Source organism: Neoroseomonas lacus (assembly GCF_014644535.1).
GTDB classification, from domain to species: Bacteria; Pseudomonadota; Alphaproteobacteria; order Acetobacterales; family Acetobacteraceae; genus Neoroseomonas; species Neoroseomonas lacus.
This window is the reverse complement of the sequence record NZ_BMKW01000004.1, coordinates 344,113-366,903: the sequence shown is the minus strand read 5'-3', so window position 1 is coordinate 366,903 and position 22,791 is coordinate 344,113. Positions and strand designations below refer to the sequence as shown.

The following is a 22,791-nucleotide window of genomic DNA, read 5'->3' as shown; positions in this document are numbered from 1 at the left end:
GGATCGACGATGCGGCGGGTGCTGGCCCTGGCGTTCTGCGCCGTCGGCTTCCCCGCCGCGTCGCAGGTGCCGCCGGTGGTGCTGGACGCGGTCCAGCGCCTGCCGGCGACACGCACGCTCGAAGCGGTGTTGCGCGACGCGGCCTGCGTCTTCTCGCCGGTCGCGCGGCATCTCGACCGGCTGCCGGCCGCGACACCCTGGGTGCGGCCCGATGCCGTGGTGCTGTTCGGCGACCTGCCGAGCCTCGAAACCGGCCGACGCGCGGCGGTGCTCCGCCCGACGCGTGAAGTGCTGGCCCGCGCCACGACGCGGCAACGCATCGCGGAGGGCGACATCACGCTGCACGACCTCGACCTCGCTCTGCTGCCGGCCGACGCACCGATACCTGCCTTCCTCGCCATCCATGTCGCCCCGCCCACCGAACCGCCTGACGGTTGCGTCGCGCAGGGGCCACGCTGAACCGGACGCCTCCATGACCGCCCTGGCCCCTGCCCTGCTGAACCCACGCCGCATCGCGCTGGTTGGTGCATCAGCGGACCCGACGCGGCTGACGGCACGCGCGCAGGTCTATCTGCGCAAGCATGGCTTCGATGGCGAACTGTATCCGGTGAATCCCCGCGCCGAGACGATCCTTGGCGAGAAGTCCTATCCCTCGATCGCCGCCATCCCCGGTCCGGTCGACCTCGCCTATCTGCTGCTGGCGACCGAGCATGTCGAAGGCGTCATCAACGACGTCGCGGCCAAGGGTATTCCGGTCGCCTGCATCCTGGCCGACGGTTTCGCCGAGGCCGGGCCGGAAGGCGTCGCGCGGCAGGAGAGGCTGCTCGCCACGGCGAAGGCGGCGGGGGTGCGCATCCTCGGGCCGAATTCGATGGGACTGATCAACCTCAATGCGCGCAGCGCCTGTTCGGTGAATGCGGCGCTGGAGGCGGAAAGCCTGCCCGCCGGGCGGCTCGCGCTGGTGTCGCAGTCGGGCTCGATGCTCGGCGCGATCATGGCGCGCGGGGCGGCACGCGGCCTTGGCTTTTCGCATCTGATCAGCACTGGCAACGAGGCCGACCTGACCGCCAGCGAGATCGCCGGGGTGCTGGTGGACGACCCGCAGACCGATGCGATCCTGCTGTTCCTCGAAGCCATCCGCCGCGCCGACCTACTGGAGGAAGCCGCCCGGCGCGCGCATGCCGCCGGCAAGCCGATCATCGCCTACAAGCTGGGCCGGTCCTCCTTCGGGGCGGAACTGGCCAACAGCCATACCGGCGCGCTGGCAGGGTCGGATGCGGCGGCCGACGCCTTCTTCCGCGCCAATGGCATCGCCCGCGTGACGATGATCGAGGCGCTGCTCGAAGCTCCCGCCCTGTTCGTCTCCCGCAAGCCGATCACCGCACCGCACCGTGCCGTCTCGGTGATGACGACGACGGGCGGCGGCGGCGCGATGGCGGTCGATGCGCTCGGCGTCGCCGGCATCGAGACGCGCGCGCCCGACGAGGCCGCCGTGGCGGCGCTGAAAGCCGCCGGCCTGCCGCATCATGGCCGGATGATCGACGTGACGCTGGCGGGGACGCGGGCGGACAAGGTGCAGGCGGCGCTGACGGCGCTGGCGGCCGACCCGCAGACGGACTTGGTGCTGTCGGTGGTCGGGTCCTCCGCGCAATTCCGTCCGCATGACGCGGTGGCGGGCATCGTCGGTGCGGCGCAATCGGGCCTGGCCAAGCCGGTCGCGGCTTTCCTGGTGCCGCAGGCGGATGTCTCGCTGCGCATGTTGGGCGAAGCTGGCATCCCGGCCTTCCGCACGCCGGAATCCTGCGCCGATGTGGTGCGCGCCTATCTCGACTGGCAGGTGCCGCGCGCGGCGCCGGCCGCGGCGGCCGTCGCCCACACCCTGCCGGCGCGGCCGGATGAGGCGGATGCGCGCAAGCTGTTCGCCGCGCTTGGACTGGACACCGGCATCGCGGTGATGGCCTCGCCCGAGGCGGTGCCGGAGGGCATGCGCTATCCGGTGGCGCTGAAGATCCTGTCGCCCGACCTTGCCCACAAGACCGAGGTTGGCGGCGTGGCGCTGGGCATCGCCGATGCTGTCGCATTGAAGGTGGCGGCGACGGAGATGCGCGCCCGCGTCCAGGCGAAGGCTCCTGGCGCGACCATCACCGGCTTTCTAGTGCAGCCCATGGCGAAGGGGCTGGCGGAGGCGATCCTCGGCTTCCGCCGCGACCCCGAGACCGGCCCGGTCGTGCTGGTCGGCGCCGGCGGCGTGATGGCCGAGTTGCATCGCGACACCGCGCTGCGCTGCGCCCCGGTCAGTGAGGCTGAAGCGCGCGCGATGATCGAGGAAGTGAAGGGGTTGAAGCCACTCGCCGGTTGGCGTGGCCTGCCCAAGGGCGACCTCAACGCGTTGGCGCGGGCGATCGTCGCCGTCTCGCGCCTGGCCGCCGTGGCGGAGGTGGCGGAGGCCGAGATCAACCCGCTGATCATCCATGCCGAGGGCCAGGGCGTCACCGTCGCCGATGCCTGGGTGGTCCGGTCGTGAACACCGTGCGAGGCTGCCGCCATGACCCCCGATGACCTGATCCGCGCCCGCTTCGGCACCCTGCCCTTCGCACCGCCGCTGGAGATCCCGCCGGCCCTTGCGGCATTGCTCGACCGTCGCGTGACGCGGCGCTACCGGGCCGAGGCGGTCGACGACGCGCTGCTCGACACCGTGCTGGCGGCGGCGCAATCGGCGCCGTCGAAGTCGGACCTGCAGCAATTCTCGATCATCGTCACGCAGGACCCGGCCAAGATCGCCAAGGTGGCCGACTGGATCGGCAGCATGCCCTGGATCAAGGACGCGCCGGTGCTGCTGCTTTTCTGCGGCGACATGCGCCGCGGCCAGCGCGCCTGCGAGCGTCACGGGCGCACGCACGCGAACAACAACATGGACACCTTCCTCAACACCGCGGTGGATGCAGCGCTGGCGATGGGCATGGCGATCGCGGCGGCCGATGCCGCCGGGCTCGGCACCTGCCCGATTTCCTATGTGCGCAGCCATATCGAGAAGGTCGCGCCACTGTTCGGCCTGCCCGACGGCGTCTATCCGGTGGCCGGGCTGACGCTGGGTTGGCCGGAGGCGCGCAACGAGCCGACGCCGCGCCTGCCGCCCTCGGTCGTCGTCCATCGCGAGATCTATGACGATGCGGGCCTGCCGACGGCGCTGGCCGAGTATGACGCGCTGCGCCCGAAGCAGAAGCCGCGCTACCCGGATGTGCACGGGCCCGCGCCGGAAGGCTGCACCTGGTCGGAGAATTCGGCGCGGCAGCTTTCCGTGCCGGAACGCTTCGGCTTCCGCACCTGGCTGCGGCTGCGGGGCTTCGCGCTTGACTGACCCGACGGCGGACAACCCCGGTGGCGCAGATGTGGAAGGCCGGTCGCGCCGCATCGTGAAACCGCGCGACGCGGCGAGCCTGATCCTGTGGCGTATCGGCCCGTCAGGCCCGGAAGTGCTGATGGGCCAGCGCCACGCGAAGCATCGCTTCATGCCCGATGTGATGGTGTTCCCCGGCGGCCGCGTCGATCCGGACGACCATCGCCAGCCCGCCGTCAGCGAATTGCAGCCCGTCGTGCGCGCCATGCTGGAACGCCGCGCGACCCCGGCCCGCGCGCGCGCCCTGGGCATTGCCGCGGCGCGTGAATTGTTCGAGGAAACCGGCCTGGTGCTGGGCGAACGGCGCGGCGATGGTGTCGCGGCCGACCTCGCCGCGTTGCATTACGTCTGCCGCGCGGTCACGCCGGGGGGCCGACCGATCCGTTTCAATGCCCGTTTCCTCGCCGCCCCCGCCGAGGCCGTGCATGGCGAGATCGCCGGATCGGGGGAGTTGGAACATCTCGGTTGGTTCACGCCGGAACAGGCGCATCGCCGTCGGGTGGCGGACATCACCGGCAAGGTGCTGGTGGAATTCCTCGATTGGCTGGAGATGACGCCCAGCCTGCGGGAGGCGCGCGCGCTGGTGGTTTATCGCGGCATGGACAATCGTCATCTGGAGCGCTGACGGCGCGGCGGGGGCGCAGCACCAGCATGCGGCGGCATGTGCGGGATTGCCGGACCGAACGACTGCATCACTCGTTCAGATGCGATGCCGCCGTGCATCTCGGGCCGCATCGGGCGCTCGGCGCGGGGTCGCCACGATGCGGGTCAGTCCGGCCGGAGAGCGTCCCGATGGGGAGTTGATGGCGGCTGTCGACCCTCGGCGAGGGAGGCTGCGTGCCGCGGCCGGTGGGCCGGCATGCCGACGACACGCATGCCGGCGGCACCAGCCCCCCGCCAGCGAGCGTCGTGGTCCGGCTATTCCGCGCTGTGCCTGCGGGATGGTTCCAGCCACATCAATCCGCCCAACATCAAGGCAGTGCCGCCCAGCGCCAGCACGGCGGCGGCGGCCAGCGGGATGCGCCCCGGCGCCGTCGCGTCACCGATCAACAGCGCCACCAGCAAGAGGTTGCCCAGGAACCCGGTTGCGATCAGCGTGATGGGAATGAGTGGCATGGGGGTTGCTCCGTTCAGCGCTGGTTGAACACCCTCGCCGCGGCACCACCGGGGTGGTGATAAGGCAGTTTTGTGGCGGAGCCTGCATGGACAGCAGGGCGGCCATCTGAAAATGTTGCACGGCATCAACACGGAGGATTTACAATGCGCAGGCTCATCGCCGCCGCCTTGCTCTCGGCCATCGCCGCCGGGCCGGCCCTTGCCCAGACGCAGCCGCCCCTGCGCTGCGGCGTGGATGGCACCTTCGCCCCGCACGCCTTCCCCTCACTCCAGGGCGGCGTGCAGGGCTTCCAGATCGACCTGTTCCGCGAAGTCGCGCGCCGGATGGGCCGGGAGATCGTGATCGACAGCGCCGCCTTCTCGGGCCTGATTCCGGCGATGAATGCGGGGCGGTATGATTTCCTTTGCGCCCCCACCACGGTCACCCCGGAACGCGCCCAGGCGCTGCTGTTCACCGAGGGCTATCTGTGGACCGAGTTGCAGTTCGGCATCCGTCGCGGCACCCCGCCGATCCGTTCGGAGGAAGACCTGCGCGGCAAGACCATCAGCGTGAACAAGGGCACGCCGTATGAGCAATGGGTCAACAACAACCGCGAACGGCTGAACCTGACGCTGCTCGCCTTCGACAGCCAGGCCGATGCGGCCCAGGCGGTCATCCAGGGCCGCGCCTATGCGAACCTGTCGGGCAATACGGTGATCCGCTACTCGGCGTCGCGCTCGCCGCTCTATGTCGCCGACTACGTCCTGCCGGGCACGCGCTTCCACTGGGGCACGCCGTTCCGCCGCGATTCCGGCGCGATGCGCAACCAGGTCGAGGACATCATCACCTGCATGAAGCGTGACGGCACCGTGGCGCGGCTGTCGGAGAAGTGGTTCGGTTCCGCCCCCGGCCCCGACCAGGCCGAGCGGATCGAATTCCCCGGCTATGGCGTGCCCGACCTGCCCGGCTTCGACCCGACCCCGCAGAACCCGAACTGCGGCTGATGACACCCCCGATCGTCGAGGCGCGCGCGATCCACAAGCATTTCGGGCATCTTCATGTCCTGAAAGGCGTGGATTTGCGCGTGGCCGAGAAGGAACTGGTCTTCCTGATCGGCCCCTCGGGGTCGGGCAAGTCCACCTTGCTGCGCTGCCTGAACCGGCTGGAGGACCCGTCCTCCGGCTCGGTCGTGGTGGACGGCATCGACATGCTCGACGCGCGCACGGACATCAACAAGGCGCGCCAGCGCATCGGCATGGTGTTCCAGTCCTTCAACCTTTATCCGCACATGACCGCGCTCGGGAATGTCGCGCTCGCCCTGCGCAAGGTGCAGGGGATGGGCCGCGCCGAGGCGGAGGCGAAGGCGCAGGAAGCGCTCAAGCGCGTGCACCTGGCCGACCGGGCCGACCATTTCCCGCTGCAACTCTCAGGCGGGCAGCAGCAGCGCGTCGCGATCGCGCGCGCCATCGCGCTGGAGCCGCGGGTGATGCTGTTCGACGAACCGACCAGCGCGCTCGACCCCGAATTGGTCGGCGGCGTGCTGGCGGTGATGCGCGAGTTGCGCGAGGACGGCATGACCATGGTTGTGGTCAGCCACGAGATGGGCTTCGCCAAGGCGGCGGCCGACCGCGTCGTGTTCATGGCCGATGGGCTGATCGTCGAGGAAGGCGTGCCGGGCGATTTCTTCGATGCGCCGAAACACGCGCGCACGCGCGCCTTCATATCGCAGATCGAGCGGCATTGATGCCGCGCTCAGGTGTCGATGCCCTCGCATTCGCGCGCGGGGCGGGTGAAGGCGAACCAGCCGCGCGGGCCGCGCAGGCAGCCATTGGTCCAGTTGCCCTCGATGACGCGGCCGCGCAACACCAGCTTGCCGCGGCCGTTCGGGTGGGTCAGGCGCCAGCCGCCTTCATAGACGATGCCGGCTTCGGGGATCTCGACCCGACCCGAGACGAAATGGTCGTCGCGGAACATGCCCTCCTGCGTCACGCGGACCTGCTTGCCGGCGGTGATGGTCAGGCGGCCCGAGCCCTCGTTCTTGCCGCCGCGCAGGCTGCCTTCGTAGATCATGGCTCGTTCGTTGCCGTCCTCGCGCCAAGTGATCACGGCGCGGCCCTCGCCTTCGGCCGGACCTTCCGGGCAGGGGCCGGTCCAGGAGGCGCTGGTGATCTCAACCCCCGCGCGCAGGCCGCTCGCCCACAGCCAGCAGCCATCCTCGCCATGGCTGACGAAGCCGCCTCGCCCGCCGGGGACCATGCGCTGATCCTCCGGCGGCGGGCCGGCGGCCATGCAGAGCAGGGCCAGGGCGGCCAGGGTCGCGGTCTTCAATGGCTGCATCCGGTGCATCCTTTCATCGCCGGCAGGGCACCGTGCCCCCGCCGCCGTCATCATAGCGCAGCCCGGCGCGGCAGGCGCGCGCCATGACCGGCTGGGAACGCTTCACCGACAGCTTCTTCAATGCCCGGGTCATGGCGCAGTACCTGCCCAAGATCATCGAGGGCTTCGGGCTGACCGTGGTGCTGGCGCTGTGCATCATCGCCGCCGGGCTCACGCTCGGGCTGCTGCTGGCACTGCTGCGTGCCTTCGGCATACGGCCGCTGAACTGGCTGATCATTTTCGTTGTCGATCTGTTCCGCGCCTTGCCGCCGTTGGTCATTATCGTGCTGTTGTTCTTCGGCCTGCCCAATGCCGGGATCGAGTTGTCGGGTTTCGTCGCCGCCTGGCTGGCGCTGACGCTGGTGCTGATGGCCTTCACCGAGGAGATCTTCTGGGCCGGCATCACCTCGGTGGCGAAGGGGCAATGGGAGGCGGCGCGTTCCACCGGGCTCGGCTTCGTGCAGACGCTGGGCTATGTCGTGCTGCCGCAGGCGCTGCGCATCACCATCCCGCCGCTGACGAACCGCACCATCGCCATCACCAAGGGCACCGCGCTGGCGTCCGTGGTCGCCGTGCCGGACATCCTGGGCGCGGCGAATGCCGGGGTGTCGTTCTCCTTCAACCCGTCGCCGCTCACCCTCGGCGCCATAGCCTATCTGGTGCTGTTCCTGCCGGTCGTCGTGTTCGGTCGATGGATCGAAACGCGCTTCGCGTGGAAGCGGTGAGCCCCATGGACCTGTTCATCGAGACCTTCTTCAACTGGCAGATCGTCCATGATGCCTGGCCGATCCTGTGGCAGGGATTGCAGGCGACGTTACTGCTCTCAGCGCTGGTGGTGCCGCTGGGGATGATCGGCGGCATCATCATCGCGGTACTGTCCACCGTTCACTCCCCTTGGGTGAAATGGCCGCTGCGGGTGTGGGTGGACACCTTCCGCGCGCTGCCGCCGCTCGTGCTGCTGATCTTCATCTTCGCCGGGCTCCCCTTCATCGGGATTGATGTCGGGCCCTGGGGCGCGGTGGCGATCGGCTTCTTCCTCAATACCGGCGCCTATTACGGCGAGATCCTGCGCGCCGGCATCGAGAGCGTGCCGCAAGGGCAGCTGGAAGCGGCGCGATCGACCGGCCTCACCCGCGGACAGACGATGCGCTACGTCGTGCTGCCGCAGGCGGTGCGCAACGTGTTGCCCGACCTCATCTCGAACACGCTGGAGGTGGTGAAGCTGACCTCCATCGCCTCCGTCGTCGCGCTGCCGGAATTGCTGTTCCAGGCACGCCAGGCGCAGTCCGTCACCTACAATGCCACACCGATCATGGTGGCGGCGGTGGTTTATTTCATCCTGCTCTGGCCGGTGGTGCGGGTGTTGTCGCAGTTGGAGAACCGGCAGTTGGCGGGACGCCGCTGATCGGGCGATGATGCGTCGACCGCGCCACCAGAGCACGGCCGACCATCATGAACGCCCAGGAATGATACGCTCCATGACCTTCAGCATCGGACGCCGGCCGCTCGCCGGCGCATTGGCGAGCCTTGCCGCGCTTCCCGCGTCCGCCCTGGCGCAGGGGGCGGCGCGGCCGATCACCATCGTCGTCCCCTTCGCGCCTGGCGGCAGCACGGACATCGTCAGCCGGCTGCTGGCCGAGCGGATGACGACGGTGCTCGGCCAACCGGTGCAGGTGGAAAACCGCCCCGGCGCGAACACCGTGATCGGCGCAGAATACGTCGCGCGGTCGCGGCCGGACGGGCTGACCCTGTTGATGGCCGCCGGCACCACCCTGACCATCAACCCCGTGATCGTGCCGAACCTTCCCTACAAGGTGGAGGACTTCGCCCCCGTCATGCTGGCGACGACCTTCCCCTTCGCCATCATCACCAGGCTCGAGGGCGGGCCGGTCGACGTGCCGGCCTGGGTCGCGGCGGCCAAGGCGCGCCCCGGGCTGATGACCTACGGCACGAATGGCCCGACCACGCTGACCAATGTGGCAATGTTGATGGTGATGGAACGCCTCGGCATCACGATGCAGGACGTCACCTATCGAGGAGATTCGGCGCAGCTCACGGCCTTCCTGGCCGGCGACATCGACATGCTGATCGTCGCCGGCGGCACCGGTCAGCCGGTCTACCGCAACCGGCAAGGACGGCTGATCGCCTGGACCAGTGAGCGGCGGGTGGAATCGACGCCCGACGTGCCTTCCATCGCGCAATATGCCCCAGGGCTCGACGTGCTGTCGTGGTTCGGGCTGCTCGCTCCCGCCGGGACGACGGCGGACTTCGTGCTGCGGGTGAATGCCGCGGCGAACCAGGCGCTGCAGGATGCCCGCATTCGCGAACGCCTGACCACCGATGGGCAGTTCCTTGCCGGCGGCACACCGGATGATTTCGCGGCCTTCCTGAAGCGGTCGGACGAGCAGTGGCGGCCGATCCTGCAACGGCTGGATGTGCCGCGGTAGACGTGAAGGGCGGGGGAGCGAACTCCCCCGCACCCCCTCTTTTTTTGTCGGTTACCTGGGCAGCACTGGCGCGGCGGGGGCGGCCATCAGGCGATGGCGTAGACGTCGTAGGTCGGGCCCGAAGGGGGGCGCTGGCCGATGCCCACGGCGATCACCTTGTTCATCCAGGCGAATTCCGGTGAGCCGGTTTCGAAGCGGATGGCGGTGCGGAAATAATACTCCGAGGGATCGGTCGGCTGGCCGCTGTTCATTCGGGCCAGCACCTCGGCCGGGCCATGACGCAGGCCGGTGTAGTGCATGTAGACGATGGCACCCGAGGTCGATTTCAGCGTCAGCCGAACATCCATATGCGCGGTGCCGTCAGGGAAGACGCGCAGCCAGTCGGCCGCCGTGCCGGGCACCAATTCGCCGGTGAAGCGCGGGCCCTCAGCTGTGCCGCCCGTCACCGGAATGATGCGCAGCTCGCCATTGGTCGCGGTGCCAGCCATCTGCGGCGCGCCGGCAGACAGCGCCAAGCGGAACAGGAACTCGGATGTCAGCGGCAAGGTGGTCATGGCGTTCTCCCCCATTGAATGGTGAGGGGAGAATGCCCGCGCTTCAACGTTGCCGCCAGGGCAGGCCGTCGGCCTTCCAGCCGGCGACGGTGCCGCGATGGCCATCCGCATCGGCCGGGCCCTCGAAGCCATCGGCCACGTTGAAGACATGCGGGAAGCCCGCCGCCTGCGCCGCCTGGCCCGCCGCCAGCGAGCGCGCGCCGGACCGGCAGATGAAGAAGATCTTGTGCAGCGAAGTCAGCCCCGCCTTGTGCAGATGGTCGGCGAAATGCCCGTTCACCTGCATGGTCGGGTAGATCTGCCAGGGGATGAGCACAGGCTGCTTGCCTACCGCGGCGAGGTCCGGCAGGCCGACGAAATTCCATTCCGCATCGGTGCGGACATCGACCAGCGCAGTATCGGCATCCTCGGAGAGGCGCCGCCAAGTCTCTTTCGGGCTGATATCCGGAACGCCTGCCACAGTGCGGCTCCTTGCGGGAAAATGCTGCTATCAAAATGGTACGGTGGTGCAGCAAGGGCAACAGCCACGATGGTGTCATTGCTTCCATCCGCGGCAGGCCGACCGTATGATGCTCTGACGACTGACGGATTCTTTCAGACCATGAATCGAATGAGCCCAGGCACCCAGGAAGATCGCGCAGCCGCTACGCGGCTGAACATTCTCGACGCCGCCGAGGCGCTGTTCCGCTCCATGGGATACCAGAAGACGGCGGTGGCCGACATCGCCCGCGAACTCCGCATGTCGCCAGCCAATGTCTATCGCTTCTTCGCCTCGAAAAGCGCCATCAACGAGGCGATCGCCGAGCGGTTGCTGGCCGGCGTCGCCGGAGACCTCGACGCCATCGCCAATGGTCCCGGCGCCGCCGCCGACCGCCTGCGCGGCATGATGCGTCTGCTGCACGCCCGCCACATGGCGCTTTTCTTCAAGGAAAAGCGCATGCACGACATGGTCACCGCGGCCATGGCCGAGCACTGGGGCGTGGTCGCCGCCTTCATCGCCCGGGTCGAAAGCGCGCTCGGCCGGGTGTTGGCCGATGGCGCGGCGCGGGGGGAATTCGGGGCCCTCGACGCCGCCGCGACGGCGCGGATGATCAAGCAGGCGACGCTGTGCTGGATGCACCCGGTGCTCATCGCGGAGAGCCTCGCCAAGAATCTGACGGATGAGATCCGGATGGCCGGGGAGCTCGAATCGATGCTCGACTTGCTGATCAAAGGATTGAGACCTGATCACTGACGATTATTGACTTTTCTCACTCAACTTGGATAACCTGGCCACTCCCAGGAGATCCGCCATGCGCGTCCCCGTCCTTGCCCTTACTGCCCTCGCCCTCCTGGCCGGCTGTCGCGACCCCGGCCCCCAGGCCGCCGAGGCCGAGGCGCCAAAGCCCATCCAGGTCGCCGAAATCCGCTTCGCCCCAGCCGAGCAGCCGCGCGCCTTCGCCGGCGTGATCCGCGCCCGGCGCGAGGCCGACCTCGCCTTCCGCGCCGGCGGGCGCATCGCCGCGCGGCTGGTCGACATGGGCGCCACGGTGACCGCGGGGCAGGATCTCGCCCGCATTGACCCGACCGACATCGCACTTTCGGTCCGCGGAGCCGAGGCGGACCTCGCCGCCGCCGAAGCCGAGGCGCGCCGGGCGCTGGCCGAAGCCGGCCGCTCGCGCACCCTGCTCGTCGCCGGGCATGTCGCCGCCGCCTTCGACGAACAGCGCCAGACCACCGCGCGCAGTGCGGAGGAACGCGTCGCCTCCGCCCGGGCCGCGCTGGAATTGGCACGCAACCGGCTCGACCACACCATCCTGCGTGCGCCGTCGGATGGCGTCGTCACCGCCATCCTTGCCGAGGCCGGCCAGGTGGTCGGCGAGGGCCAGGTGGTGATGCGCATGGCCGACCCGGCCGAGCGCGAATTGCTGGTGCAGGTGCCCGAAGGCGCCCTGCCCGACCTCGCCACCGCGCGGGCGGAGGCTCTGCTCTGGGCCAGACCCAGCGAGCCGATCGCCGCCCATCTGCGCGAGGTGGCGCCCCAGGCCGATGCGACGTTGCGCACTTATGCCGTGCGCTTCGCCCTGCCGGATGCGCCGGGCTGGGCCGCGCTCGGCATGACTGGCACGGTGCGGCTGCGCGCCGAATCCGCGCCGGTCGCGCTGCTGCCCGCCTCGGCCCTGCTCGATCGCGGCCAGGGCCCGATGGTGTGGAAGGTGCAGGGCAGCCGCCTCGTCGCCGTGCCGGTCGAGGTCGCCCATCTCGGCGAGGCGCAGGTGGCGCTGCGCGGGGCGCTGGCGGAAGGCGACAAGGTCGTCGCGCTCGGCCCGCAACTGCTCGATGCCGGCAGCCAGGTGCGCGTGGTGCAGACCCGCGCCGCCGCGACGCTGCGCTGAGGCTGCGCCTCCATGGGCTTCAACCTTTCCGACTGGGGTGTGCGCAACGGTGCGCTGACCTTGTTCCTGATCATCATGCTCGGCGCCGCCGGGGCCTTCGCCTATCTGCGGCTTGGACGGGCGGAGGATCCGGGGTTCACCCTCAAGGTCATGGTGGTCACCGCGCAATGGCCGGGTGCGACCGCCGAGGAGATGCAGCGCCAGGTCGCCGACCCGATCGAGAGCCGCTTGCAGGACCTGGCGTATCTCGACCGTGTCGAGACCTTCACTCGCCCCGGCCAGGCGGTGATGACCATCGTGCTGCGCGACACCACGCCACCGCGCGAGGTGCAGGCCCTTTGGTACCAGGTCCGCAAGAAGGTCGGCGACATCCGCCAGGCGCTGCCCAGCGGGGTGCTTGGGCCCTTCTTCGACGATGAGTATTCCGATGTCTGGTCGGCCATCTATGCCGTCAGCGGGGCGGAGAATGCCGAGTTGGTCCGCCAGGCGGAGGCGATCCGCGCACGGCTGCTGCGCGTGCCCGGCGTGGACAAGGTGAAGATCTTCGGCGAGCAGGCGCAGCGCATTCATGTCGAGGTCGCCCATGCGCGCCTCGCCAGCCTGGGTGTGCAGCCGCAGGCGATCATCGATGCGCTGGCGCGGCACAACCCGGTCGCCCCAGCGGGAGTGGTGGAAGGCAGCGACACCCGGCTGCATCTGCGCGTCGATGGCGGCTTCGACGGGCTGTCCGCGATCCGCGAGGTCCCCATCGCAGCCGGCGGGCGCTCGCTGCGCCTGGGCGACATCGCCGAGGTCTCGCGCGGCTATGCCGACCCGCCCTCGAGCGGCATCCGCCAGGGCGGGCAGCCGGCGGTGCTGGTCGCCGTCGCCAAGCAGCCGGGGGTGAATGTGCTGACGCTGGGTGCCGACCTCGCCGCGGCGATGGAAGCGCAGCGTCGGGTCACGCCGGTCGGCATCACCGTCACGCCGATCGTCGACCAGGCGCATGTGGTCGAGGAAAGCGTCGCAGAATTCCTGTTGAAGTTCGTCGCCGCGCTGGGCGTGGTGATGGTGATCTCCTTTCTCTCGCTCGGTGTTCGCGCCGGGATCATCGTCGCGCTGTCGGTGCCGCTGACGCTCGCCATCGTCTTCCTGCTGATGCTGGCGACGGGGATGGAGCTGGAACGCGTCACCCTCGGCGCGCTGATCCTCTCGCTTGGCCTGCTGGTGGACGATGCGATCATCGCCATCGAGACCATGGTGGTGAAGCTGGAACAGGGATGGACGCGCGCCAAGGCGGCGACCTTCGCCTGGACCTCGACGGCCGGGCCAATGCTGTCGGGCACGCTGGTGACGGTCGCCGGCTTCCTGCCGGTCGGCTTCGCGCGTTCCTCGGCCGGCGAGTATGCCGGCGGCATCTTCTGGGTGGTCGGCTTCGCGCTGATCGCCTCCTGGGTGGTCGCCGTGCTGTTCACGCCCTGGCTCGGGGTGAAGCTGCTGCCGAGCCCCAAGCCAGGGTCGCATCACGAGGCCTATGACGGGCACGGCTATCGCCTGCTACGTCGCGTGGTCGGCTGGTCGGTGTCGCACCGGCTGGTCGTGATCGGCGGGACGCTGCTGGTGATGGTCGCCGGCTTCGCCGCGATGGGGGTGGTGCGCAAGCAGTTCTTCCCGACCTCGGCGCGGCTCGAACTGCTGGTCGATGTGAACCTGCGCCAAGGGGCGAGCTTTGCCGCCACACTCGAGGCCGCACGGCGCCTCGAACAGGCGCTGGAGGGCGACGTCGATGCGCGGCTGGTGACGACCTATCTCGGCCAGGGCTCGCCGCGCTTCTTCCTGGCGCTGAACCCCGATTTGCCGAACGAGGCCTTCGCCAAGCTGGTGGTGCAGGCGCGCGACGTGCCCGCCCGCGAACGCCTGCGCGAACGGCTCATCGGCCTGGTGCAGGACGGGTTGGTGCCGGAGGCGCGGGTGCGGGTGTCACGGCTCGATTTCGGCCCGCCGGTCGGCTACCCGGTGCAGTTCCGTGTGCATGGCGACGACCCTGCCGCGCTGCGCACCGCCGCCGAGCAGGTGCTCGCCGTGATGCGCGCGACGCCGGGCACGCGCGACGCGTCGCTGTCCTGGAGCGAGCGCGCGCCCTCCCTGCGCCTGGAACTGGACCGCGCCCGCGTGGCCGAACTCGGCCTGTCACCGGCGCAGGTCGCCTCCTCCCTGCAATTGCTGCTGACCGGGGCGACCGCGACGCAGTATCGCGAGGGCAATCGCCTGATCGATGTGGTGTTGCGCGCGCCGGCGAATGAACGGTTGACGACGGAGACGCTGGCCGACCTCTCGCTCGCCACGCCGGCCGGTCCGGTGCCGCTGTCGCAGGTCGCGCGGCTGGTGCCTGTGTCGGAGGAACCCATTCTGTTCCGCCGCAACCGCGAGGCCTACATCACCGTACGCGCCGATGTCGCACCCGGCCTGCAGGGCCCCGATGTCTCGGTCGCCGTCGCGGCACGGCTGCGGCCGGTGATCGATGCCCTCCCCGTTGGCCTGCGCATCGAGACCGGCGGCGCCACCGAGGAATCCGGCAAGGCCAATGCCGCGCTGTTTGCCATCTTCCCGGTGATGGTCGCGGCAATGCTGGTGCTGCTCATGGCGCAGCTGCGGCATTTCGGGCGCACGGCGATGGTCTTCGTCACCGCGCCACTCGGCATACCCGGCGCGGCCTTCGCGCTGTTGGCGATGGATGCGCCCTTCGGCTTCGTCGCGCTGCTCGGCGTCATCGCGCTGGCGGGGATGGTGATGCGCAACACGCAGATCCTGGTGGACCAGGTGCGCCAGGATCTCGAGGCCGGATGCGACCTGCGCACCGCCATCATCGAGAGCACGGTGCGCCGCACCCGGCCGGTGCTGCTGACCGCGCTCGCCGCCGTGCTGGCCTTCATCCCGCTGACGCATTCGGTGTTCTGGGGGCCGATGGCGATCGCCATGATCGGCGGCCTGTCGCTCGCGACGGTCGCGACCCTGATGGTGGCGCCCGCGCTCTACGCCCTGGCGCTGCCCTGGCGCCGCCGGGCGGCGGCGAGAGCCGGGCTGGCCTTCGCACCGGCGGAATGACGCGTCCGGCGCGTCAGCCCTTCCTGGCGCCCCCCTGAATCGGTGTAGCCTGTCCGACGGAAGGCCCGCCGCCAAGGCGGGCCACGCGGGGAAGGATACGCCATGCTTGGCCTGATGCAGGATTGGCCGCTGCTGATGCATACGGTGCTTGACCATGCCGCGGTCCAGCATCCGCACCGGGATATCATCAGCCGATCCGTGGAAGGCCCCTTCCACCGCACCGATTACGCGACGCTGCGCGGTCGCGCCCTGCGGGTGGCCCAGCGGCTGGTGAAGGACGGTATCCAGGCGGGCGACCGCGTCGCAACATTGGCCTGGAACACTTGGCGGCACCTCGAAGCGTGGTACGGCATCGCCGGAGCCGGCGGCGTCTATCACACCGTCAATCCGCGGCTGTTCCCCGACCAGATCGCCTGGATCATGAACCATGCCGGGTCGCGCATCCTGATGCTCGACCTCAGCTTCGTGCCGATGGTGCAGGCACTGGCCGACAAGCTGCCGCTGGTCGAGCGCTTCGTCATCCTGACCGACGCCGCCCATATGCCGGAGACCTCACTGCGCGACGCCATCGCCTATGAGGACTGGATCGCCGGGGTCGATGGCGACTTCGCCTGGGTGCGGGTGGAGGAGAACGCCGCCGCGGGCATCTGCTACACCTCCGGCACCACGGGCGACCCCAAGGGCGTGGTCTATTCGCACCGCTCGAACGTGATCCACGCGCTGGCCTGCAACCAGGTCGATTGCTTCGGACTGGGTGCGGCCGACCGGGTAATGCCGGTGGTGCCGATGTTCCACGCCAATGGCTGGTCGCTTGCCTTGTGCGCGCCGATGGTGGGTGCCGCGATGATCATGCCGGGGGCGAAGCTCGACGGCGCCTCGGTGCATGAAGTCATCGAACACGGCCGGGTGAATTTCTCCGCCGCCGTGCCGACGGTGTGGATGATGCTGCTGCAGCACCTGGAAGCCACCGGGTCGCGCATCGACACGATGGATCGCGTGGCGATCGGCGGGTCGGCCTGCCCGCCCGCCATCACCAAGGCGTATCAGGAGAAATTCGGCGTGCGCGTCGTCCATGCCTGGGGGATGACCGAGCTCTCCCCGGTCGGCACGCTTTTCGCGGTGAAGCCGGAGGTTGCGCACCTGACCGGTGACGCCATGCTCCGCCTGCAGGCCAAGCAGGGCACCCCGCCCTACACCGTCGAGATGAAGATCACCGACGACAACGACAGATCACTGCCCTGGGACGGCACCACCTTCGGCCGGCTCAAGGTAAAGGGGCCGGCGATCAGCCGCCGCTATTTCCGCCGCGAGGAGGAGGAGATCCTCGACGCCGAGGGCTTCTTCGACACCGGCGACGTCGCGACCATGGACGAGAACGGCTACATGGAGATCACCGACCGTTCCAAGGACGTGATCAAGTCGGGTGGCGAGTGGATTTCCTCCATCGCGCTGGAGAATGCCGCGGTCGGCTATCCAGGCGTGGCCGAGGCCGCCGTGGTGTCGATGAAGGACCCGAAATGGGATGAGCGGCCGCTGCTGATCCTGGTGATGAAGCCCGGCGTGCTGTCGCCCTCGCTGGCCCAGATGCGCGACTTCCTCGCCGACAAGGTCGCCAAATGGTGGCTGCCGGATGACCTGGTGGTGGTGGATGAGATCCCGCACACCGCCACCGGCAAGATCCTGAAGATGAAATTGCGGGAGATGTTCAAGGACCACCAAGCCCCGGGATAAGGCATGGTTGCGCTTCGTCGCACACGACGAGCACTCGGCGTGGCAGGGTGCGGAAGCCACTGCCGTGCCGGAGTCTACCTTGCCACGCCTGTCCCTGCTGCTTGCCCTGCTCCTGCTCGCCACCCCCGCCCTGGCGCGGGAGAGGCTGCGCGACCGCGTCGCCCGCCGGCCCGCCGCCCCCGTGCTGATGGACCCACTGCCCGGCACGGAGCGCATCGCCATCACGGTCGATGGCGCGACGCGACATTACCTGCTGCATCGGCCGCCTCATGCCGATGGGCCGCGACCGCTAGTGCTGGTGTTCCATGGCATGGGCGGCCAGGGGGCGCGGGTCGAGCGGCTGTCGCGCTTCTCCGCGATTGGGGACCAGGCGGGCGTCATCATCGCCTATCCGGAAGGCGAGGAGGGCACCTGGCGCGTGCTGCGCGACCCGCGCACCGAGATCACCTTCACCCGCGCCGTGGTCGCCGACATCGCCGCCCGCACGCCGGTCGACCAACGGCGCATCTTCGCGGCGGGGATCTCGAACGGTGCGATGATGTCGGCCGCGCTGGGCTGCTTCGCGCCCGACCTTGTCGCGGGGGTGGGGTTGGTTTCTGGCGGCTATGTCTCGCCCTGCCGCAACAACCCCCATGGGCCGGCCATCCTGTTCAACGGCACCGCCGACACCACGCTGCCGATGCAGGGCGGCCGGCTGATGATGCCGGTGCGCGACTTCGCCGCCGCCTGGGGGTCGGGCGCGGGCTGCCAGGCGAGCGCCGAGGCGCTGCCGGCACGGGCGGGGGCGCGGGTGGAACGCTTCGCCTGCGGCGGCGCCGAGGCGGTGTTCTGGACCATCCCCGGCGGCGGCCATGTGTGGCCCGGCGGGCCCGGTGCCCCGCCGGTGCCGGATGCGACTCAGGAAATCTGGCGCTTCTTCACGGCGATCAGGTGAACAGCTTCCAGAACATCCGCAGGCTGGTCACCAGCAGGAACACCGCGAAGGCGCGCTTGAGCCACAGCGGCGGGATGGTGTGCGCCAGATGCACGCCCCAGGGTGTCGCGAGGATCGAGGCCGGCGCGATCAGCGCGAAGCCGATCAGGTTGACGTAGCCGAGCGACCAGGGCGGCAGCAGCGGGTCGCTCCAACCACCCCAGATGAAGCCGATCGTCGCCGGGATCGAGATGATCAGCCCGAAGGCGGAAGCGGTCGCCACCGCCGAGCGGATCGGCGCGCCGAACATCGAGAGCAGCGGCACGCCGAGCGTCCCGCCGCCGATGCCCATCATGGCGCTGACCGCGCCGATGCCGATGCCGATGGCGGCGCGCGGCGGGCCTTCCGGCACGGTGTCGGTGATTTTGAACTCGACCCCGGTGAAGCCCATGTTGAGCGCCACCATCAGCGCCACCACGGCGAACACCGCCGTCAGCCCCTCCCCCTTCACATAGACGGCGAGGAAGGTGCCGAGTGCCACGCCGGCCAGCATCGCCGGCCAGATGGAACGCAGCAGCGCCACATCCATCGCACCTTTGGCGTAGTGCTTGCGCGCCGACTGGATCGAGGTGGGGATGATGGTGGCGAGCGAGGTCGCCACCGCCAGTTTCATCTGGATGGTCTCGGGGATGCCGAAGATCGGGAAGACGCTGAACAGCAGCGGCACGATGACGATGCCGCCACCGACGCCGAGCAGCCCGGCCAGGGTCCCCGACACCAGCCCGGTCGCCGCCATCGCGGCGGCGAGCCCGAGAAGCCACAGGGGATCGTTGAGGTGTTCCATGGAAGCGCAGGTCCGGGATGGGCTGGGAAGGGAGGATGTGGCATACACGCTGACCCTTTCAGCGTCACCCCGCCTTGCCCTTCATCATCGACCCCTGGTTCTATATCCTGGCCATTCCGGCGGTGCTGATCACCGGCATCAGCAAGGGCGGCTTCGCCGGCGGGGCGGGCAATCTGCTGGTGCCGCTGATGGCGCTGTCGGTCCCCGCGCCGATCGCCGCCGGCATCGCCCTGCCGCTGCTGTGCGCGATGGATGTCTCCGGCCTGAAGGCCTGGTGGGGACGGTGGGACAAGCGCGAGATGCGCGTGCTGGTGCCCGGGGCGCTGGTCGGCATCCTGGTCGGCGGGCTCGCCTTCACGCTGTTCTCGGACCGCGCCATCAAGGCGATGGTCGGGCTGACCACCCTGGCCTTCCTGGCCCGCACGCTGTGGCTGCGGCGGCATCGGGAACCGCCGGCGCCCGTACCGCATGACCCGGTCAAGGCGGTGATCTGCGCGGCGGCGTCGGGCTTCACCAGCACCATCGCCCATGCCGGGTCGCCGCCGCTGGCGATCTATATGTATCCGCGGCAGTTGAACCGGCAGGTGATGGCGGCGACCAGCGTCGTCTTCTTCGGCATCGTCAACTATGTGAAGCTGATCCCGTATTTCCTGCTGGGGAACCTCTCGGCGACGAACCTCGCGACCAGCCTGGTGCTGCTGCCGCTGGCGCCGGTTGGGGTCTATCTCGGCATCTGGCTGCAGAAGCGGGTGCCCGATGCGTTGTTCTACCAACTGCTCTACGGTCTGCTGTTGGTGACGGGTCTGAAGCTGAGCTGGGATGGGATATTCGCATGAGCCATGCGCGGGTGCTGGGCGTGCTGGGCGGCATGGGGCCGCTGGCCGGGGCGACCTTCATGCAGCGGCTGACGCTGCTGACGCCGGCCGAACGGGACCAGGACCATATCCCCGCCATCCTGTGGTCGGACCCGCGGGTGCCCGACCGCACCGCCGCGCGGCTGTCGGGTGGCGAGGACCCGTTACCCGCGCTGCTGCGCGGCATTGCCGGGCTGGAGGCGGCCGGCTGCGGCGCCATCGCCATCCCGTGCAACACGGCCCATGGCTGGTTCGAGCCGATGCAGGCGGCGACGCGCCTGCCCATCCTGCACATCGTGGAAGCCGCGGCCGATGAACTGCTGCGGCTTGGCATCGCCGGCGGCCCGATTGGGCTGATGGCGACCAAGGGCACGCTGGCGATGCGCCTGTATCAGGCGCGGCTGGAGGGCCGGGGCTATGACTGCCTGGTGCCACGCGAGGCGGAGATGGACCGCATCGTCATGCCGGCGATCGACCTGGTGAAGGCGAACAAGGTATCGGAGTCCTACGCGCCACTGGCCGAGGTGGCGCGGCGGCTGATCGAGCGCGGCGCGCGAGCGGTGGTGTTGGGCTGCACGGAGATCCCGCTTGGCATTTCGGCCGGACCGGCGCTGCCCTTCCCGGTGGCGGATACCATCGACGCGCTGGCGCGGGCGGCGATTGCCTGGGCGAAGCCGGCTGGGTGAGGCAGGCCGCCGGAGAGGCAATCGTCCCCTCCCTGGACCTCACCCCACCCGGGTTCCTGGATCGCCAGACACGGCTTGCGACCGATCGCCGCCATGATTTGGCTCCAGATCCGAGCCGCAATACACCGAGCAACGGCCGTGACGTGGCTAGCCGGTCACGCACTGAAGCCGAGCGACAACGGCGGCGAACATGGGCGTGCCCGTCGCCGTCCCGCCTGTGCTTGGCAGGATGCCCGCCTTGCACGCCACGCCGCTGCAAGGATGGGCGCCGCGTCACGCTTCGACGCGGAATCCAACCTTGATGCTGACCTGGTACTGGGCGACTTTGCCATCCTGGACACGACCGCGTATTTCGCCGACCTCGAACCATTCAATGTGGCGCAGCGTTTTTGCCGCCCGGCCAATGGCGGTTTCGATGGCGTCGCTGACCGATTTCTTGGAACTGCCAACCAGATCGGTCCTGCGGTAGACAACTTCGTCTTCCATGGTCGCCTCCATGATTTGGCCCGCACTTGGGCAAGGCCAGCCTAGCACCGCGATCGAAGCACTGGTGCACGACATGTGTGGCGATAGCCAGCGTGACAGCAATTGGGATCGGCCCCACCACCGGCTGCTGGAAATTCGGGAAGACCCCGCGGTGCCGTGAGGTGTTCGAGGTGCGGCGACGACAAGCGGATGGTGATCGAGTGCCCCGCCGTCAACGATACGATGTGCATCCTCGGCGACGGCTGCCTGGGGGCGACGTTGCTGAAGGCATGTCGCCACGCGCCGCGCTCTTCCGCGAGGTGGCTGAATTGAAGTCACACGGATCCAAGGGCCCTGAGTGGAATCTCTCAGGCGGACGAAGATGCTCGCTCAAACAAAGGGTTGGCATGCATTGCGTGAACGCGGTCGAACGCCATGCGATCCAGCCTGCGCCGGCGGTGTTCGGGAGGGCATGGCCTCCCAGCTCAGCTTCCCTCAGTCGCAGTCGCAGCCGTCGGTCGGCCCGGTATCACCACGGACGACATGGTGGTCGATCCATTCGGCCACCAGCCGGCGCGCCTCATTCACCGAGGATTCCGGGTGATGGATGCGATACAGCGCCGTGCAGGCACCGAAGGCGCTCATATCGGCCGATCCCTGCTCGCGAAGTTCGCGATAGGCGGTCACGACGGCGCGTTCGCAGCGCCGCGCGATATGGCTGAACTCCTGGGCCATGCGGCCACCTCCGACGGGGTCTGTTGCGAATCACTCGCAATAGATGGTCAAGGTAGCCGCTGTTCCGCCGCGGTTCAAGTCACGCCGGCGTCACGCCGCCGAGACAGCATCGGCGATGGCCTTGCCGACATCGACGGTGCCGGCCTGGCCGCCCATGTCGCGGGTACGCGGGCCGCCCTCGGCGAGCAGCTTCTCGATGGTCGAGACGATGCATGCGGCGGCTTCCGCCTCGCCCAGATGTTCCAGCATCATCGCCCCGGACCAGATCTGCCCGATCGGGTTGGCGATGAACTTGCCGGCGATGTCGGGGGCCGAGCCGTGCACCGGCTCGAACATCGACGGATAGGTCTTTTCCGGGTTGATGTTGGCCGAGGCCGCGATGCCGATCGAGCCGGCCACCGCCGGGCCGAGGTCGGAGAGGATATCGCCGAACAGGTTGGACCCCACCACCACGTCGAACCAGTCCGGATGCTGCACGAAATGGGCGCAGAGGATGTCGATGTGGAACTGGTCGGTCGTCACCTCGGGGTAGTTCTTCGCCATCTCGGCGAAACGTTCGTCCCAGTACGGCATGGTGAAGGTGATGCCGTTCGACTTGGTCGCCGAGGTCACCTTCCGCCGCTTGCGCGTCATCGCCAGTTCGAAGGCGTATTTCATGATGCGGTCGCAGCCGATGCGCGTCAGGATCGATTGCTGCGAAGCGAATTCGCGGTCGGTACCGGGGAACATCCGCCCGCCGACGGAGGAATACTCGCCCTCCGTATTCTCGCGCACTACGTAGAAATCGATGTCCTCCGGCCCCCGATTGGCCAGCGGCGACTTCGAGCCCGGCAGCAGCTTGCACGGCCGCAGGCTGACATACTGGTCGAATTGCCGGCGGATCGGGATCAGCAGGCCCCACAACGAGACGTGGTCCGGCACGCCCGGCCAGCCCACCGCGCCGAGGAAGATGGAATCGCTGTCCTTCAGCTTGTCCATACCGTCGTCGGGCATCATCTTGCCGGTCTGGACGTAGGTTTCGCAGGACCAGTCGTAATGCGTGAGGTCGAGCTCGAAGCCGAAACGGCGCGCCGCCGCGTCGAGCACGCGCAGCCCCTCGGGCGTGGTTTCCTTGCCGATGCCATCGCCGGGGATGACGGCGATGCGGTGCTTGCGGGTTGCCATGGGCGTCTCCTCACGTATCGGCGCGCACCGTAAGGACACGCGGGGAGAGCGCAAGGTCACGGCGCGCAAA

24 protein-coding genes are annotated in these 22,791 nt (G+C 68.9%); 16 read left to right on the top strand and 8 right to left on the bottom strand.

Annotated features, from left to right (window positions below; genetic code table 11):
• Positions 1 to 9 precede the first annotated feature (9 nt).
• The 4 genes from IEY36_RS10320 to IEY36_RS10310 are packed head-to-tail and all read left to right on the top strand — an operon-like array spanning position 10 to position 4,022.
• A complete protein-coding gene (locus IEY36_RS10320) occupies positions 10 to 459 on the top strand; it encodes a hypothetical protein (RefSeq protein WP_188966966.1) in 450 nt (149 codons plus the stop codon).
• Between the two features lie 13 nt (positions 460 to 472).
• Entirely contained in the window at positions 473 to 2,524 is a 2,052-nt protein-coding gene (locus IEY36_RS10315) for an acetate--CoA ligase family protein (protein ID WP_188966965.1), read from the top strand.
• A gap of 21 nt (positions 2,525 to 2,545) precedes the next feature.
• Positions 2,546 to 3,358: a nitroreductase family protein gene (locus IEY36_RS30590; protein WP_229681239.1), complete on the top strand. Its 813-nt coding sequence runs from the start codon at positions 2,546 to 2,548 to the stop codon at positions 3,356 to 3,358.
• A complete protein-coding gene (locus IEY36_RS10310) occupies positions 3,351 to 4,022 on the top strand; it encodes an NUDIX hydrolase (RefSeq protein WP_229681238.1) in 672 nt (223 codons plus the stop codon). Before IEY36_RS30590 ends, IEY36_RS10310 begins: the two co-directional genes overlap by 8 nt.
• A gap of 293 nt (positions 4,023 to 4,315) precedes the next feature.
• Here IEY36_RS10310 and IEY36_RS10305 read toward each other — a convergent pair whose 3' ends face one another.
• The gene (locus IEY36_RS10305; protein ID WP_188966963.1) at positions 4,316 to 4,513 is read right to left on the bottom strand and encodes a hypothetical protein; all 198 of its coding nucleotides are present in this window, start codon (positions 4,511 to 4,513) and stop codon (positions 4,316 to 4,318) included.
• Between the two features lie 144 nt (positions 4,514 to 4,657).
• On the opposite strand from IEY36_RS10305, the gene IEY36_RS10300 reads away from it, so the two are divergent.
• Together IEY36_RS10300 and IEY36_RS10295 are read left to right on the top strand one after the other, a co-directional pair.
• On the top strand, positions 4,658 to 5,497 hold the full coding sequence (locus IEY36_RS10300) for a transporter substrate-binding domain-containing protein (RefSeq protein WP_188966962.1): 840 nt from the start codon (positions 4,658 to 4,660) through the stop codon (positions 5,495 to 5,497).
• Positions 5,497 to 6,237 (top strand): amino acid ABC transporter ATP-binding protein, encoded by a 741-nt coding sequence (locus IEY36_RS10295; RefSeq protein ID WP_188966961.1) that lies wholly within the window; start codon positions 5,497 to 5,499, stop codon positions 6,235 to 6,237. Before IEY36_RS10300 ends, IEY36_RS10295 begins: the two co-directional genes overlap by 1 nt.
• 8 nt (positions 6,238 to 6,245) lie before the next feature.
• Here IEY36_RS10295 and IEY36_RS10290 read toward each other — a convergent pair whose 3' ends face one another.
• Positions 6,246 to 6,830 (bottom strand): hypothetical protein, encoded by a 585-nt coding sequence (locus IEY36_RS10290; protein ID WP_188966960.1) that lies wholly within the window; start codon positions 6,828 to 6,830, stop codon positions 6,246 to 6,248.
• A gap of 83 nt (positions 6,831 to 6,913) precedes the next feature.
• Between IEY36_RS10290 and IEY36_RS10285 the strand changes: the two genes are divergently transcribed.
• From IEY36_RS10285 to IEY36_RS10275, 3 genes are all read left to right on the top strand, one after another.
• Complete coding sequence (locus IEY36_RS10285) at positions 6,914 to 7,594, top strand: amino acid ABC transporter permease (RefSeq protein ID WP_188966959.1); 681 nt, start codon at positions 6,914 to 6,916, stop codon at positions 7,592 to 7,594.
• 5 nt (positions 7,595 to 7,599) lie between these two features.
• Positions 7,600 to 8,274, top strand: coding sequence for an amino acid ABC transporter permease (locus IEY36_RS10280; protein WP_188966958.1), 675 nt, complete (start codon positions 7,600 to 7,602; stop codon positions 8,272 to 8,274).
• Between the two features lie 73 nt (positions 8,275 to 8,347).
• The gene (locus IEY36_RS10275) at positions 8,348 to 9,316 is read left to right on the top strand and encodes a Bug family tripartite tricarboxylate transporter substrate binding protein (protein WP_188966957.1); all 969 of its coding nucleotides are present in this window, start codon (positions 8,348 to 8,350) and stop codon (positions 9,314 to 9,316) included.
• A gap of 86 nt (positions 9,317 to 9,402) precedes the next feature.
• Here the strand turns inward: IEY36_RS10275 and IEY36_RS10270 are convergent, their stop codons facing one another.
• Positions 9,403 to 9,870, bottom strand: a complete 468-nt coding sequence (locus tag IEY36_RS10270; RefSeq protein ID WP_188966956.1) for a DUF3237 domain-containing protein — start codon at positions 9,868 to 9,870, stop codon at positions 9,403 to 9,405.
• 43 nt (positions 9,871 to 9,913) lie between these two features.
• Complete coding sequence (locus tag IEY36_RS10265; protein WP_188966955.1) at positions 9,914 to 10,330, bottom strand: rhodanese-like domain-containing protein; 417 nt, start codon at positions 10,328 to 10,330, stop codon at positions 9,914 to 9,916.
• A gap of 150 nt (positions 10,331 to 10,480) precedes the next feature.
• Between IEY36_RS10265 and IEY36_RS10260 the strand changes: the two genes are divergently transcribed.
• From IEY36_RS10260 to IEY36_RS10240, 5 genes are all read left to right on the top strand, one after another.
• Complete coding sequence (locus IEY36_RS10260) at positions 10,481 to 11,104, top strand: TetR/AcrR family transcriptional regulator (RefSeq protein ID WP_188966954.1); 624 nt, start codon at positions 10,481 to 10,483, stop codon at positions 11,102 to 11,104.
• Positions 11,105 to 11,162: 58 nt separating this feature from the next.
• Positions 11,163 to 12,245 carry an efflux RND transporter periplasmic adaptor subunit gene (locus IEY36_RS10255; protein ID WP_188966953.1) on the top strand — a complete coding sequence of 361 codons (1,083 nt, stop codon included), beginning with the start codon at positions 11,163 to 11,165 and terminating at the stop codon, positions 12,243 to 12,245.
• 12 nt (positions 12,246 to 12,257) lie between these two features.
• Positions 12,258 to 15,329 (top strand): efflux RND transporter permease subunit, encoded by a 3,072-nt coding sequence (locus IEY36_RS10250; RefSeq protein WP_188966952.1) that lies wholly within the window; start codon positions 12,258 to 12,260, stop codon positions 15,327 to 15,329.
• Positions 15,330 to 15,431: 102 nt separating this feature from the next.
• The gene (locus tag IEY36_RS10245) at positions 15,432 to 17,060 is read left to right on the top strand and encodes a long-chain-fatty-acid--CoA ligase (protein WP_188966951.1); all 1,629 of its coding nucleotides are present in this window, start codon (positions 15,432 to 15,434) and stop codon (positions 17,058 to 17,060) included.
• A 79-nt stretch (positions 17,061 to 17,139) separates the two neighbouring features.
• Positions 17,140 to 17,994, top strand: a complete 855-nt coding sequence (locus IEY36_RS10240) for an alpha/beta hydrolase family esterase (protein ID WP_188966950.1) — start codon at positions 17,140 to 17,142, stop codon at positions 17,992 to 17,994.
• Here IEY36_RS10240 and IEY36_RS10235 read toward each other — a convergent pair.
• The gene (locus IEY36_RS10235; RefSeq protein ID WP_188966949.1) at positions 17,987 to 18,817 is read right to left on the bottom strand and encodes a sulfite exporter TauE/SafE family protein; all 831 of its coding nucleotides are present in this window, start codon (positions 18,815 to 18,817) and stop codon (positions 17,987 to 17,989) included. The genes IEY36_RS10240 and IEY36_RS10235 overlap by 8 nt on opposite strands.
• A 74-nt stretch (positions 18,818 to 18,891) precedes the next feature.
• On the opposite strand from IEY36_RS10235, the gene IEY36_RS10230 reads away from it, so the two are divergent.
• Together IEY36_RS10230 and cuyB are read left to right on the top strand one after the other, a co-directional pair.
• Positions 18,892 to 19,653 (top strand): sulfite exporter TauE/SafE family protein, encoded by a 762-nt coding sequence (locus IEY36_RS10230; RefSeq protein WP_188966948.1) that lies wholly within the window; start codon positions 18,892 to 18,894, stop codon positions 19,651 to 19,653.
• Positions 19,650 to 20,357 carry a cysteate racemase gene (gene cuyB / locus IEY36_RS10225; RefSeq protein WP_188966947.1) on the top strand — a complete coding sequence of 236 codons (708 nt, stop codon included), beginning with the start codon at positions 19,650 to 19,652 and terminating at the stop codon, positions 20,355 to 20,357. Before IEY36_RS10230 ends, cuyB begins: the two co-directional genes overlap by 4 nt.
• Before the next feature lie 273 nt (positions 20,358 to 20,630).
• Here cuyB and IEY36_RS10220 read toward each other — a convergent pair whose 3' ends face one another.
• From IEY36_RS10220 to IEY36_RS10210, 3 genes are all read right to left on the bottom strand, one after another.
• Positions 20,631 to 20,843: a dodecin gene (locus IEY36_RS10220; protein WP_188966946.1), complete on the bottom strand. Its 213-nt coding sequence runs from the start codon at positions 20,841 to 20,843 to the stop codon at positions 20,631 to 20,633.
• Between the two features lie 474 nt (positions 20,844 to 21,317).
• Positions 21,318 to 21,557: a hypothetical protein gene (locus IEY36_RS10215; protein ID WP_188966945.1), complete on the bottom strand. Its 240-nt coding sequence runs from the start codon at positions 21,555 to 21,557 to the stop codon at positions 21,318 to 21,320.
• Between the two features lie 90 nt (positions 21,558 to 21,647).
• Positions 21,648 to 22,721, bottom strand: coding sequence for a tartrate dehydrogenase (locus IEY36_RS10210; RefSeq protein WP_188966944.1), 1,074 nt, complete (start codon positions 22,719 to 22,721; stop codon positions 21,648 to 21,650).
• Between the last annotated feature and the right edge of the window lie 70 nt (positions 22,722 to 22,791).